Genomic DNA, 15835 nt, shown 5'->3' with positions numbered 1-15835 from the left:
CGCGGTCTAGCCCGCGTGTGGCTTCATCGTCGACACAATGCCGTCACCCTCGCGAATAGTGATGATCTGGTTGGCCTTCACCCGCACAAACTTTTCAAGTTTCTGGGTCGTGGGCCACTTCACCTCGATCATGTCCACGGTCTCAACGGTGCCGAGTCCGAAATGAAGCCGCAGATCATTCTGCGACATGACGCTGGTGCCGCTGCTTACTTCGTCCATCTGGATATGTTTTCCTGTTACGACGCGGACGCGTGCGCCGATCGCCGTTCGATTGCACTTTGTGCCCACCAGCTTGATCTTGATCCAGTTCTGTTTGTTGCCTCCGATGTTCTTGAGCAGCGATGGCAATTCGTTCATATTCAGGACCAGCACATCCATGCCACCATCGTTGTCGAAGTCGCCGAATGCCGCGCCCCGGCTGGAATATTTCGCAGTCATGCCGGGTCCCATCGTTGCCGAAACATCTTTGAAGTGCCCGTTGCCAAGATTTTTGTAGACGAGTCTTGGGTTCTTGAAAGTCTCGCCAAAGTTATAGTGGTCAATCTCCGGGTATACATGCCCATTCACTTGGACAATGTCTGACCAGCCGTCGTTGTCGTAGTCAATAAAGCCGCACCCCCAAGCCACGTAACTGTTATTGATGCCGACGCCGGAATCGAACGACAGGTCGGTAAATGTGCCGTCGCCATTGTTGTGGTACAGGTTGCACGTATCGTCTGCGAAGTTTGTTTTGAAGATGTCAAACCAGCCATCGCAATCGTAGTCTGCGACGCCGAGTCCCATGCCCGCCTGCTCATGGCCGTCATCGTTGTAAGCGCAGCCCGCCATAACCGCTATATCGGTGAATGTACCGTCGTGGTTGTTCTTGAACAGGATGCTTGGCTCCGAATCAACTGCCACATAGATGTCGGGCCATCCATCATTGTCAAAGTCATAAGAGATCGAAGTGATGGAATAGCGCGGCCCCGGCTTCAGGATTCCGGCTTTCTCCGATACATCTTTAAATGTGCCGTCTCCATTGTTGCGGTAGAGGATGTTTGTGTCTCCAGGAAGTCCGCGCGGACCACACATGGTGGGCACACCCTTCCATTGGCAAAAACTCTGTTGATCCATCGTCAGGGGCTTATCGGGATCAAGCTTGACGAAGTTGCATACGAATAGATCGAGGTGTCCATCCCGGTCGTAATCGAAAAATGTACAGCCCGTGCCCCACCGACCGTGATCTTGCTGGAGGCCGGCCTTGCGCGTGACATCGGTGAAAGTTCCGTTTCCGTTGTTATGGAAAAGAATGTTGTGACCCCAGAAAGTGCAGAACAGGTCATCCCAGCCGTCGTTGTCGTAATCGCCTACGCACACACCCGTCTGCCATCCGGAGCGTCCAAGGCCGGACTTCTCCGTTACGTCTATGAATGTTCCGTCACGATTGTTCTTGAAGAGATGTGTCGTAGGCTCTTTTCCCGGTGCCCAGTTCTGGTCGAGGCGGCTTCCATTGGTGAGATAGATGTCGAGCCATCCGTCGTTGTCATAGTCAAAGAAGGCGATGCCACTGCCCTTCGTCTCAATGATGATTCGCTTCTTGTCGACGCCTCCCCACACGTTGGGAATGTTCAAACCCGCCCTCTCCGCGACGTCTATGAATTGGACAGGAGAAGCGGGCGTTGCCGCAACAGTGGCATCAAGCCGCGCTCTTTCATTCCAAGCCCAAAGCGGAGTCGTCAGCCTGTCAAGCAAAGAAGCGCCAAGCACAAAAAGAGAAGACCCGAGGAAGCGGCGGCGTGGAATGATCATAGAATGCGTTGATTATAGGTTACCCATTTATGTCTCATAAACCGACCGGTGAGGCACGGCTTGGCCAGGCGCTATACCTCTTAGCTCATTTGCGTGGAACCTTGGGAAAAGGATGCGGCACAATCCCAACACCCTCTTTTACCGCGATGATCTGATCGATCGGCACATCCATAAGCTTATCCACCTGCCCACTTGGCCAGGTGATGACCAATGATTGAATCTTGCTTCGCTTGCCGAGTCCGAAATGTATCCGAGGGTCGCTGGCAGACATGTAGCTTGTGCCGCCCTTCGACTGCTCCACATGAGCGATCCCTTCCGAAGTCACTTTCAGAGCTGAACCAATTCCATCGCGATTGGATTTTGTGCCGATAAGAAGGACCTCGAGCCAGTGGTTCGCATTGCCGCCATCGTTGCGCAGAAGTTCAGGAAAATCACCTCTGCATACCACTGCGAGACCGACTGCGCCATCGTTTAAGAAATCGGCAGTCGCGAGGCCCCGGCCCGCCACCGGCTGATTGAAGTCAGGGCCAAGCGAATCTGAAACTTTTTCGAAGTGGCCACCACCCAGGTTATGGAACATAAGCAGCGGCTCTTTATAGGAGACTTCGCTGTGATAGAGCTTCACATTGTCCACCATGGCTCCGTTTGCCTGGACAATATCGGGCCAGCCGTCATTGTCATAGTCAATGAACTTTGCAGCGACACCACTGAGAGTTATCGCTTTGTTGCCGATTCCAGAGCTGTACGTGACGTCGGTGAATGTGCCATCTCCATTGTTGTGATAAAGGCGGTTCAACTCGAAATCAAGATGCGTAATGTAGACATCGAGAAATCCGTCGCCATCCATATCTGCGGCGTCGATGCCCATTCCTGCTTCATAGCGCCCGTCCTCGCTGGCCGCCAAACCCGAGATCAGCGATTCGTCTGAAAAAGTCCCGTCGTGCTTGTTCTCAAAAAGGAAATTCGGCCACGTGTCGTTCGCTATGGCAATGTCGGGCCAGCCGTCGTTGTTGAAGTCAGCCGCGGCCACGCCCATGCCTTTCGACTCGGCTGCACCAATTCCGGACTTGTCGCTCACGTCCGTGAACGTCCCATCATGATTGTTCCGGTACAACTTCGTCTTCTGGCCGTGATAGTTGTTGGGACTACAGTAGGAGCGATAGCCAGGAGCGCGTTCACCGCACCACTCGTTATTCTTCGGCGTCCACTCAAGGTAGTTGGTTACGACCAAGTCAAGCCAGCCATCCTTATCGAAGTCGACCCATGCTGCGCTCGTCGACCACTTACCCTCATCCGCCAATCCAGCTTTCGCCGTCACATCGGTAAAGGTGCCATTGCCATTGTTGTGATAGAGAATTGCGCGTCCGTAGCCGGTGACAAACAGATCGGGATATCCGTCGTTATCGAAGTCGCCAACGGCGACGCCCTGTCCATAATGCCCCTCACCCCCCACACCGGCCTTCTCTGTCACGTCGGTAAACGTTCCGTCGCCATTGTTGTGATAGAGAGCCGAGCGCAGTTGCTTCGCTGGTTTGTAGGCATCAGTCGCGCCTGCCTGAACAAAATACAAATCCATCAGGCCGTCCTGGTCGTAGTCGATCCACGCCACGCCAGTGCCCATGGTTTCCAGGTAATACTTCTCATCCGTCTCGGTGGAATCCTGCACAAAAGTGATCCCGGCTGCCTTGCGAATATCGGTAAAGGCAACGCCGATCGGCTTACTCTCTGTCTTTGCCGACTTCTGAGCGGACGCGATCTCAATGTATGCCATTGTGATAGTCAGAAAAGAAGCGCAGCCAACGATGAGCGCCAGTGCCATCGATCTGTTGCGCCATCTTTGCAACGCAACCGGTCGTTTTGTAGTTTCATCATGGATAAGTTGCCGGGGGACTCTCATAGTGTTCTGTCTGCAAGTGACAACGCCAGTTGCAGAAATTGTGCCTTGTCCGCCAAATTAGTAGGCTCTTTTTCCGCCACATTCGCTGGGGCGGCCTGATCCAGGACCTGCGCAATCCTCTCGATATCCAGGCTGGCATTTGCGCTGCTGTTTCTGAAGCGGTCAAGCACTTCCCGGGCCTTGCCGATCTGTCCCGTTTCAAAGTAGAAAACGCCAAGGGTTGAATAACCTCCGGCCCACTCGGGAAGCAAATCGACCGAGCGTTCGAGGTTCTCTGCTGCGTCCTTTGAATTCCCTAATAGAGCTGCCGTAAGCCCGAGGCCCCAATACAACTTGCCCGAGCCGGGAATTCGTTTCTGGCCTTTCTGCAGAATCCGTCTCGCTTCATCGATGTTGCCGATGCGCAAATTCATGAGTGCCAGTGACAGGTACGCCTGATCGTCATCAGGATTCCGGGCAATTTCATCCTCAAAGATCTTTTGAGCTGCCTCTGCATTTCCCATGTGAGCGTATATATCGCCGAGCAACGCCAAGTAGGCATCATCTTTGTGCTCATCGGGCGAGACACCCTGTGCGACGTCGAGTGCATGGGAATATTCACGCTTCCGGAAATATGCATTTGCCAAATCGAATTTCAAATCGTCTGAGTCTGGATTTGTTTGCAGTCCTCGCTGGAAATGTTCGATGGCGTCATCGTACAAATGAAATCTGGCGAGTAAAACGCCTATGCCGGCCAGCGTGCGAAAGTCTTCGTTCCCGAGTTGATCGAGCTGCGCAATCGTACTTCTCGCGGCAGCCACGTCTCCCGTTTTTAAGTACGCTTCGGCCAAGAGGTACAGATTCTCAGGTTGGTCGGGGTGCTTTTTTACTTCATTGGTCAACTCCGCCAGGTCGAGTTGACTACGCGCACCGGGAGCCAGCGTAGAGCGATTATTGAGATAGTTGAAGAGGTTCTCAAAAGGAAGAGGACCGCTTGATGAGTTTTTTGACATCGTCTTGAACGAATTCAAGTCACGGTCCGCGGCAGCAGTTTCGTGCAGGCTGCGCTCGGCCATGGCCAGCTTGTAGTAGCCATTGGCCGGGTCGCGGCTTACGCGGACGTATCTTCGCAGCAGTTCCACTGCCTCCGGAAGCTTCTTCGCTGCCATGCGTAGATTTGCAAGCTCCAGCAGCGCGTCAGAAAAGTCAGGATTAAAACGAAGCGCTTGCTGAAAATAATTCTCCGCACCGGCCGCATCTCCCTGGCGCTCGGCAATGAAACCGAGATTGAAGAGGCATAACGTGCTATGAGGGTCGAGTTTGATCCCTGCCTCGAAGTACTTCTTCGCTTCGTCGAATCTCCCCAGATTTCTGTAGGAAAGTCCCAGGAACGAATAAGAACGCGCGGAGTTCTCGATCTTTAGCAACTTTGTGAATTGGTCGATCGCCTTGTCAACCTTGCCCGCCATAAAGTAGCTCTCGCCGAGAGCCGCGACTAAATCAGCCCGCTGAGGAGCGATCTGTATCCCCGACTCCAATAGCGGGATCGCGTCTTCAAAATAGTTCTGCGACATGCTGATCTGCGCCATTAGAAAGATCACATCGACGTTCTCGGGCGCCAGTTTGTGCGCGCGCAACAGGAGATCCAGCGCGTCAAGGGGGCGTGACTCGTTTGTGTATGCCTGTGCCGACATATACATTGTTTCAACTGAGTCAGGCTTAAGCTTCATCGCGCGACTTAGCGCAAGTTCGGACTTTGAATTCTCTCCTTCGCGAAGGTAGACCTGCCCGAGGTTGTAGATAATCTCAAACGTCTCGGGCTGAAGAGAATCCGCCTTCTCCAACTCGAGTTGGGCAGCTTTGTACTGTTTCTGTGACGCCAGAAGCACTCCAAGAGAGAAATGTACCTGCACATCATCCTGGCCTTGCGTTGAGACTTCCCTGGCGATGCGAAGTGCGTCTTCAACTCGCCTAGTCTCAAAGTATGCGCGAATCAGGTTGAAGCGCGCGGCGATCTTCCGCGTATTCACTTTCTCGAAGTGAGGGATGGCTCCGAGAGCGTCGCCTTTCATCATCATCAGAACGCCCAGGTTGTAATTGCCGTCCTGGTTGCCCGGATCCAGTCGCAAACCCATGCGAAAGGCCTTCTCTGCCGAATCCAGATTCTTCATGGCGACATAGGCATTGCCAATGTTGTTGTAAGTCTTCACCGATTTGGGAGCGATCTGAAGAGCCTTCTTGAAAGCCTCAAGTGCGCTGGAGTAATCGTGCTGATTTGTATCGATGATCCCGAGCAAGTTGTAACCCTCGACGCTGGAGGGATGCTTCTGGAGCGCCTCCAATGTTGCCGTCTTGGCCTCCGCAACACGTCCTTGCTGCGCCAGCGTTGCGGCTTGCTCGAAGTCATCTGAAGCCTTTGCCGACTTCTGCTGCGCCATGCTGACGTGGCAAACACTGGGGCAAAAGGCCATAAGGATAAAGCATGCGAGGCGTACATCTGCCCGGGTGTTGACGCTGGCTTTCGCGGATCGAGCGTCAACGCGAGTATTCCTAAAAAAAGTCGATATGAATCTCGATGCGTTCATTGCAGCAATTCCAATGCTTGCTTCGCGGATGTGTTTTCCGGTTGTACGCGCAGCAAATTGAGCAGCACATTTCTTGCCTGCTCCTTCTCATTGCGTAATGCGTAAAGTCGCGCGAGATTGAGATAGGACTGGTCAAAAGCTGGAGCCACTCGGATTGCGGTCTTGAATTGGTCTTCCGCCTCTACGTACTTCTCGGTGTGCACATAAAGGACGCCAAGATTATTGAGCGCTTCGGGATAGCCAGGGCGCAACTCCAACGCTTTCAGCAAGAATTGGCTAGCATGCGGCACGTCACTCTGTTGCGCGTAAAGCATTCCCATGCTGTAGTTCGTTTCCGGATCTTCCGGCTGCAGTTGGAGTGCGCGGCCTAAACATTCCTGCGCATTCTCAAACGAACGCTGACGGCGGTAAACATTTCCAAGATTCAGCAGCGCAATAGCATACTCAGGCCTGAGTTGAAGCGACTTCTGAAAATCTCTGATCGCTTCGTCGAGCAGTCCTTGTTGAGCGGCCATCATTCCAAGATTGTTCCACGACTCGGGATGATTGGGTCTCAACTCAATCGTCTTCTCAAGATACTGTCGCGCCTGTTTGAAATCGTTCTTCCTGAGACTGAGTGTGCCCAGGTTGTAATAAGCGTCGGCGTTACCCGGTTTTGTAAGCAGGACCTGCCGAAATGACTCCGCCGCCTGCTCAAGGTAGCCATGCTGATACATTGCGACGCCATATGTAAAGTCGTTCCGCTGAAAGGCATCCTGAACGAGAATCCCTTTGAACGGCAGGGCCTTTTCCATGCGACTAGCCGTGCTCGTGGGCACGGAGTTCAAGTCCGACTGCAAGTGTTCAAGGTTCATCGGCCCTTGATACGCCTTAACAATCATTCCCTGTTGATCCAGCAGGAATGCAGCCGGAAGAGGCAGGTTCCTGCGTCGGTCGAAGAGATGGCGATAAATGACGTTGTAAATGCCGGCTACTTCATCGCCTGCAAACAGAATAGGAAACGAAAACTGTCCTCGTGTTGCAAAAGCGCGCGCCTTTTCTTTCTCGTCCGCGGGGTCAACGTTTAACCCCACGATCGAGAAGCGATTGGCTGCGGTAGTGGTCCGATGCTCACGGAGGTGCTCAAGCTGTTCAAGGCTTACCGGAGCCGTTGTGGCCCAAAAAATCAGCAAGACCAATCCACCTTGCAGAGAATTAAGATCGAGAATCTTCCCGGCGAGATCGGGTAAAGCGAATCCCGGAGCTTTCAACGGTTCAATCAACCACGTTTCCACCTGCAAGGGCAACGATTCAGCTAAAGGCACTTCCCCAGTTCGCTCATAAATTGCTGGCGTCTTACTGAAAAGTCGTGTTCCGAACTTGCTCTGCCCCTCGATGATTTCGATGCAATGGTTGAGCGGCAATTCTTCAAACTGCTGTGACTCTCCGTTCGGCCAGCGAACCGTAGCGCGGATCGGTCCGTCTGGCTTTCCGACCCCGAAGAATAGCTCCTTCGAGTGCTGCGACAGAAATCCCGATCCAGCCTGTAGATATTTGGTTGTGCGCAGCGTTCCGGTCTCTACAGTGACCGCCGCTCCTATGGCATCGCTGTTGCTTTTATATCCGCGCAGCCGGAACGAGATTGAATCGCCGATCTCTGTCAGTGCATTGTGCAGTATGCGAATCTGCGGAGCGTTGCGATTTTTGAGAATCACTTCGAGTCGTCCGTCGTGATCGATATCCGCAAGCGCAAATGCACGACTGTCATCGAGAAAATCCAAACCGACAAGTCCGGAAATCTCGGTGAATGTACCGTCGCGATTGTTTGCGAGCATCACGTTGCGCGCATAACCATGCCAGGTGTTATCGGATCGAACCAACTCGTTGATCGCTTGCCATCCGTGCTCATAGGCAGGAGCCGGCGTTGAGTCTTCAGAAGATTTGGCGACCACTTGGCGCCAGAAGAAACTGGCAAGATCGTTTCGTTCAGTCCCCGAAAGGTAGCCGTTCGCGACATAGAGGTCGACGTAGCCATCGTGATCGATGTCCCAGAAATCTGAAGACCATGACCATCGCCCCATCTCAACCGCCGCGTGCTTTCCAACGTTCTCAAATGTCCCGTCACCCTTGTTGCGGTAGAGCGCATTGCCGCGCGCATGCCGCTGATAGAGTTCGCGAATGCGTTCCGGAGCGCTCTCATGAAATTGCTTCTGTCCTGAGACGCGTTGCCCCGCAGCCTCCCACATGCTCGGTACGTAAATGTCTTGCCGTCCGTCGTTGTCGAAATCGGCCCAGCAGCAACTCATGCCGGCGCCTACGCCTTCAACGTGTGCCTGCGAGGACACAACGGTGAATGTTCCGTCTCCATTGTTGCGGTAGAGTTGTGAGCTGCCAAAATCATTGGCAACGAATAGATCCGGCTGGCCGTTCGAGTTGGAGTCGCCCCAAGCGCACGCAAAACTGTAGCGGTCATTGTCAGCATTCAATCCTGCGGCGTCTGTTGTCTCCACGAAATTGCCATTGCCCTCATTGTGGAAGAGGCAATTCGGCGGACCATTGCGCGCGTCGTAGTAGGGAATCGGATAGTGATATTGATCAAGGCCCAGGTAATACATGTACATACAGAAGTAGATATCGAGTCGCCCGTCCCGGTCGTAATCGGCAATCGCTGCATGCGTGAAGGTGCCCTGCGGCTGCCGAGCGAATTTGAACGCATCGCGCTTCAAAGCGAAGGTGCCGTCGCCCTGATTCCTGAAGAGCAGCGGTCCCGTCCCGCAAACTACAAGAAGATCCTGCACGCCCTTGTTATCGAAGTCAGCGAAAAGCGCGCAAGCCGTATTGTCGAGTACGCCCACGCCGGCTCTTTGCGTGACATCTTCAAACGTGCCATCGCCGCGGTTTCTGTACAGGCGGTTTGGCAGTCCTGCAGGCTGGCAAACATACAGGTCGTCGAAACCGTCGTTGTCGAAATCGCCAGCCGCCACGCCATTATTGCCGTAAACATCTACGCCGATCGCTCCATCCAGGACTGTGCGCCAGTAGTCGGCCCCGTGCGCCAATTGTTTCGTGTAAGATTCCGCATGGCCGAGGGCAGGTGTCGTCACATCGACGAAAGCCAGTCCGCGCACTGAGCCCTGTGTCTCTTCACCGGCCTCCCATCGCAGCGCCTTCCACGATTGGGATGCATCGCGCAACCAAACCATGCGCCACGATCCAACTCGCTCTTCGCGACGGTCATCACTCCGCTGCGCAACAAGGTCGTAACGCACGTCGACACGAACCGTCAGCGGCGCACTGGAGATCTGTTCGATCCCAAAAATTTCAAATTCCGCGGTTTCCACTTTCGTCAGTGGCCCAAGCCATGCGTCGACCTCCTTCAGCAAGTTCTTACGGCCTGTCACTGGAGTGTCGTCGAATTTTCTTTTCACCACATCAATCCCGAAGGAAGACCGCACTTTGGTCTCTTTGACGTTGGAAAACGACCCAGTTTGAATTGCTTCTTCAGTACATTCAGTAAGCACCGAGTGGTCGTGCGGCGAGTTCTTCAGGGTCTCGCTCCATCGTCTGAATGCAGATTCAATTTCGAACGCATACTTCTCGGTAACGTACTGGTCCGACCCTGGTGCCACCAGTTTCAGCAGATCTTCTAACGGAGACTGAACTGGATAATGCGGAAGCAATCGATGGTCTGCAAAGGGAAATTCCCCTCGCGGATCCGTCGGATCCGCCCGGAGACCCAATAGTCGCGAAGCTCCAAACAGCGGTGCCCAACGGAGTAACAAAGGGGCGGACCACCCCATGCTCTTGAGGAGATTTCGGCGAGAAAAGCGCGGGCTCACGGTGAGGGAAGGTGACTTCATTCTGCCGTCAATAGCTTGGACAATATGACGGGATAATAGCACCCGGCCAGGGGCGTGTCGGGCATCGGCGCTGCTCTTGCTTCACGCGTCAAAATCGGTTCCCGCAATCAAGTGTTATCCATTTCAACTCCATTGGGCGGCTTGGATCTGGCTTCTTCATCGCAATTGACCTGTCCTATAAATGGCTGATTTCATTGAGTATATTTCTCAATATCTAATTATGTAGCGTTCAATCCTGGTTTTGTTAATGGGGGTTACCAAGCTCGAAAACGGCGTCTACAACTTTCGGTTGACAAAGATTGCACGGATGTCCTAGGCTTCCTCGCACACCTCTGAAATCGTTTACAAAACGATCGGATGTGGATAGTTTCGAATCCCACTAAACCGACACGAAGCAACTTGGACAGGGAAGAGACGGAGGATATTCGGATGGGCCATAAGCGCATGATCCCCAACTGGCAGAGAGTGTCAATTCAAATAGCTCTCACGTGCTTTTGCCTCCTTCTTCTCCAAGGCCGATCGGCATTCGGCCAGGTAGACGAAGGAGCAATCACAGGAACCGTCCTGGACTCCACCGGTGCGGCGGTACCTAACGCAAACGTGACCCTGATCAATACCGATCAAGGCATCACGATTGAAACCAAATCAAACGCCACGGGAGGGTACACCTTCTCGCCTGTCAAACAGGGAAACTACACCATCACGGTCACGGCGCAAGGTTTCTCGAAGACGACCCAGAAGAACGTGCACGTCGATGTGGCTCAGACGCTGCAGGTCAATGTCTCGCTCAAGCTGGGTGCGGCCACGGAAACCGTTGAAGTCAACACGGCCCCTCCGCTGCTGCAGACTGAAGAGGCTTCTGTCGGCCAGGTGATTGGCGCGCAGGAAGTGAATGCACTGCCCCTCAACGGGCGCAACTTTACCTTCCTTGCCCAGTTGGGCGCCGGAATGCAGACGCCGCAAGCCGATACGCGTGGTAATGCGGCATCTGGAGCTTTCTCGGCCAACGGCCTTCGCCCGGCACAAAACAACTATCTGCTTGACGGTATCGACAACAACTCAAATGCCGTCGACTTCCTCAATGGAACCAACTTCATCATTCTTCCCCCAGTGGATGCGATTCAGGAATTCAAAGTTCAGACTGCGGACTTCAGTGCGGAACTCGGCCGGTCTGCCGGAGCGGTGCTGAACGCCACGATCAAGTCGGGCACGAATAGTCTGCATGGTGCGGCATGGGAATTCTTCCGCAACGACAAGCTCGATGCGGTCGACTGGTTCGAAAAGAACACCACCAGTCCCTTCAAGGGAGCATTGCGCCTCAATCAATTCGGTGCCTCCGTCGGCGGCCCGATCATCAAGAACAAGATGTTCTTCTTCGGTGACTATGAAGGAAAGCGTCGCGTTCAAGGCAACACCTCCGGTAGTGCGACAGTCCCCACCGCAACGGAGCGCTCCACCAACTACACCGATCTGACCGCGATCCTCGCTGCGAACAGCGGTACAGAGACTGACAACCTTGGTCGGACCGTACCCAAGGGCACAGTGATGGATCCTGCTACGACGAGGCGTGTGACCCAAGGCCAACTTGACCCGGTTTCTGGTCTCGCAGCGACAGCTACCGGATATGTGCGCGATCCCTTCGGAAGTTGCCCGGCGTCGACCGTCACATTCACTGCAGCCGCCTGCGGTTTGAATAATCTTCCTGCGGGCCGCATCGATCCAAATGCCGTCGCGCTTTTGAACCTATATCCAAATCCGACCAACTCGAGCCCGAATAACAACTTTGCATCGAGCCCGAAGCTCTACGAGCACGAGAACACCTTCGACACCCGGTTCGATTTCAACCCCACCGAAAAAGAACAGATTTTCTTCCGCTTCAGTTACTCCGATGATCCGCAATACATTCCGGGTCCTTTCGGGGGCATAGCCGACGGCGGCAGTTTCCAGCAAGGCATCCAGACTGCAAAATCCGATCAGGCCGTTGCAGCTTGGACCCACGTGTTCAGTCCAAGCACTGTCAACCAGGTGCGCGGAGGTTTTAACCACCTTCACACCACGCGGTTCGGACCAGTGGGCTCGGAGATGGGAATTCCGGCGAAATACGGCATTCAGGGCATTCCACAAGTATCCGAGAATGGTGGCCTCCCGGCCTTCGGTTTTGGCGGTCTGGCAACACTGGGAAGCAATAACTTCCTGCCTTCGGACGAAGTCAGCCAGACGCTCCAGGTCACGGATGATTTCACAAAGGTTTACGGGAAGCACAACTTCAAGACGGGCATCGAATATCAGCATGTGAAGTTCTCCACGCTTCAGCCGGCGTGGTCGCGCGGTCAATTCGACTACAACGGCTCCTTTACCGATGTTGTGGGCAAGAATGGTACAAACGGTATCGCGCAGTTCTTGCTTCAACCGGAAGCCGCGACGGTTCCAAATGGGATTGACTATTCGGGCGGCTCTGACCAGGTATATGCATCGAATATCAACAAGACCTACGATGAGAAGATGTACTTCGCCTCGTACTTCCAGGACGACTGGAAGGTCAATTCAAAGCTGACTCTCAACCTTGGTCTGCGTTGGGACTTCTTCGGCCCGATCAACGAACAGAATGGCGGACAGGCCAACTTCGTCCCGAGCGGCGCCCCCGACAACAAGCCGGAGTATCTAATCCCAGCATCAGGCAAGGACAATCGGGCCCTGTCCACGAGCTTTACCGACCTGTTGGCCAAGGATGGTATCTCACTTGTAAGCACCAACAAATACGGTCAGGGGCTAGTACAGACGCAGAAGACTAATTTTGCGCCACGTGTCGGATTCGCATACGAGGTCACACCGAAGTTGGTGACACGTGGCGGGTTCGGTATGTTCTACAACTCCTTTGAGAACCAAGGGTATGGACCGAATATCGGCGAGAACTATCCTTTCGTTTACAACTTCGATTTCGTTCCTCAAGGTACAGACAGTGCTGTCAACCCGGTAAGCATCAATACACCTTTCGCGGGGTGCCCGACGGGCGGCCCGGGAGGGACTGCGACATTTGAGTCCGGTTTCAGCTGCATTCCTCTCACTCCCACAGCTGTACAAGCCAACGGTTTGGGCTTACAAGGTCTGCAGTTCGATTACCAGACACCACGCACCTATAGCGCGAACCTCACCTTCCAATACTCGTTGACGCGCACTTTGTCAGCTCAGGCCTCCTACGTGTTTACCGATGGCCAGAACCTGCAAACAGGCGTCGGCACCAACAATGTCAGCCAACTCTGGCCGCTGAACCATTCCCTGTCGGATCCATACCCTAACAACGAAATCCCCTTCCCGGATTTCGGGCGCGGCTCCAGCTATCACACAACGGTAGGCCAAAGCCGATACAACGGTTTGCAGGCCAAGGTCGAAGAGCAGTACGCGAATGGGCTCACCTTCCTTCTCGCGTATACCTACTCCAAGACGCTTTCGGATGCGGGTGACCTCTTGAATGGCGGCAGTCAGGGTGGATATCGAGCTCCTGACGTACCGGGCCTTGGACCAAAGTTCGACTACGCTTTGGCCGACTTCGATATCCGGCAAGTGCTGCACTTCAGCGGCGGGTACGAGCTCCCGTTCGGTAAAAACAGGCGATACATGAACACGGGAGGAGTCGCCAACGTAGTTCTAGGAGGGTGGGCTGTTAACTGGATTGTGGTGCTTCAAGGCGGCCAGCCACTTAACATCGGTTGCCCAACCGGTGTGACCGCCGGAACCGGCTGCAACGCCGTGAAGGTTGCTGGCCAGAGCCAGAAACTTGGCATCAAGACCAGGATCGACACAAACGGGACGAACCTTCCGTATTGGTTCGGTAATCCGGCAGCTTTCCAGCAGGCATGCCCGTTGGGAGCTAGCCCAAGCCTTGCGCCTGGATGCCTACCGTTGACCGGGGCTGCAATTTTGGGCGATAAGCCCGGCCAGACAGTTACGCCGGGATTCCACAATTTCGACTTCTCAACGTTCAAGAAATTCCAGTTTAGCGAACGCTTCTCGGGAGAGTTCCGAGCAGAGTTCTTCAATATCCTTAACCACCCGAACTTTAACGCGCCTGGATTCGGCGGCAACGGCGTGGTGTCGATCGGCGGCTCGACCGACTTCACTAACACCGATAACTTCGGTGCCATCGGATCGACGCGCAATGCACCCAACGATCCGAGACAGATCCAGTTTGCGATGAAGTTGTACTACTAGGCTAGAATGAAATCGCCCCGGGGAGGCACGCCCAACAGGGTGTCTCCCCGGGGCTTTCTTATTCATGACAAAATGCTCACGGCGAAATCGCGGAGGCAGACAGTGAGCAACAGGTCTCGATACCAGTCGGTGCTGCTCGGGACTCTGTTGACGTGTGCCATCCTGCTTTCCGCCCAGGACTCGGAGAAGCAGAAACTCGATCGCGAATATCAATCCGCTGTATCCGACTATGATGGCGGACGGTATGCGGCGGCAGCGGAACAGTTGGAGCGGTTGCTTCCCTACGCGCCAAAAAGCTTTGAGATCCACGAGCTTCTCGGACTTGTATACGCATCCCTCTCGCAGGACGCCAAGGCAGAGGCACACCTCAAGACCGCGGTCCAGTTGAAACCTGATTCCGCCGTCGCCCGAACGAACCTCGGCACCAGCCTTCTTCACGAGGGCAAAACCGCCCTGGCAGGAGAGCAGTTTCTTAAAGCGCTGCAATTGGATCCTAAAAGTTTCGAGACCAACAGAGATCTGGGTCAGTACTACATTCAGATCGGCAAAATTGGGGATGCGCAGCCACTTCTCGAACAGGCAGAGCACCTCAAGCCAGATTCCTACGACAATGGCTACGATTTAGCGATGGCCGACCTTCTGCTCGGACGGCTTCCCGAAGCGAGACAGGCAGTGCAGCACACCATGACAATCCATGACACTGGCGAGCTGCACAACTTGCTAGGCCAGATCGAAGAGAAAGACGGCAAGTTTCTTGCGGCCGCCAACGACTTTGAAGCAGCAGCACACCTCGACCCCACTGAGGACAACCTGTTCGACTGGGGAAGCGAGATGCTTCTTCACCGGACCTACGAGCCGGCAATCGCTATCTTCCAGCAAGCGTCAAATCGATTCCCGAAATCGCCTCGACTTCGCATCGGATTAGGCCTGGCTCTTTATTCGCGGGGGAAGTATGACGAGGCTGTGCAGGCTCTTCTCACCGCCGCAGATCTCGACCCTAGCGATTCTCGCAGCTATGTTTTTTTATCCAAGGCCTACGACAGTTCCCCGAAACAGGCAGACGACGTGATACAGCACTTTCGCCGTTATGCTGAGCTCCGCCCCAAAGACGCCCGCGCACAATACTATTACGCGATGAGTCTGTGGAAGGGGAAACGCGCCGGAGATACCAACGTCGATCTGCAGACGGTAGAGGGCTTGCTGCAAAAGTCAATCGCCCTCGACAACAATCTTGCTGAGGCCCACGTGCAACTCGGAGATCTCTATGCCGGTCAGCATCAATACGACAAATCGATTCCCGAGTATATCCGTGCCCTGGAACTGAATCCAAATCTCTCAGACGCACACTACCGCCTCGGTACTGACTACGTGCACGTGGGTCAAAAAGATCAGGCCCAAAAGGAATTTGCGGTCTATCAGAAACTTCGTGCGGATCACCTCAGCGAAATCGACAAAGAAAGGGCGGAGGTTCAGCAGTTTGTCTATTCAGAGAAATCAGATTCCCCACCCAAGCCGTGATTGAGAATTTCCGACGCCAA

At 54.2% G+C, this 15835-nt stretch carries 6 protein-coding genes; 2 read left to right on the top strand and 4 right to left on the bottom strand.

The window, feature by feature from the left end; translation table 11 throughout:
• Window positions 1-6: 6 nt before the first annotated feature.
• From P8935_RS00475 to P8935_RS00460, 4 genes are all read right to left on the bottom strand, one after another.
• Window positions 7-1788 carry a CRTAC1 family protein gene (locus P8935_RS00475; protein WP_348263047.1) on the bottom strand — a complete coding sequence of 594 codons (1782 nt, stop codon included), beginning with the start codon at window positions 1786-1788 and terminating at the stop codon, window positions 7-9.
• Window positions 1789-1873: 85 nt separating this feature from the next.
• Entirely contained in the window at window positions 1874-3607 is a 1734-nt protein-coding gene (locus P8935_RS00470) for a CRTAC1 family protein (protein WP_348263046.1), read from the bottom strand.
• A gap of 74 nt (window positions 3608-3681) precedes the next feature.
• On the bottom strand, window positions 3682-6135 hold the full coding sequence (locus P8935_RS00465) for a tetratricopeptide repeat protein (protein WP_348263045.1): 2454 nt from the start codon (window positions 6133-6135) through the stop codon (window positions 3682-3684).
• 110 nt (window positions 6136-6245) lie between these two features.
• On the bottom strand, window positions 6246-9857 hold the full coding sequence (locus tag P8935_RS00460) for an FG-GAP-like repeat-containing protein (protein ID WP_348263044.1): 3612 nt from the start codon (window positions 9855-9857) through the stop codon (window positions 6246-6248).
• Between the two features lie 660 nt (window positions 9858-10517).
• Here P8935_RS00460 and P8935_RS00455 point away from each other — a divergent pair.
• Window positions 10518-14297: a TonB-dependent receptor gene (locus tag P8935_RS00455; protein ID WP_348263043.1), complete on the top strand. Its 3780-nt coding sequence runs from the start codon at window positions 10518-10520 to the stop codon at window positions 14295-14297.
• A gap of 102 nt (window positions 14298-14399) precedes the next feature.
• Window positions 14400-15815 (top strand): tetratricopeptide repeat protein, encoded by a 1416-nt coding sequence (locus P8935_RS00450; RefSeq protein WP_348263042.1) that lies wholly within the window; start codon window positions 14400-14402, stop codon window positions 15813-15815.
• Window positions 15816-15835 lie beyond the last annotated feature (20 nt).

This window comes from Telmatobacter sp. DSM 110680 (genome assembly GCF_039994875.1).
Taxonomy (GTDB): domain Bacteria; phylum Acidobacteriota; class Terriglobia; order Terriglobales; family Acidobacteriaceae; genus Telmatobacter.
This window is presented reverse-complemented; position numbering and strand designations above follow the sequence as displayed.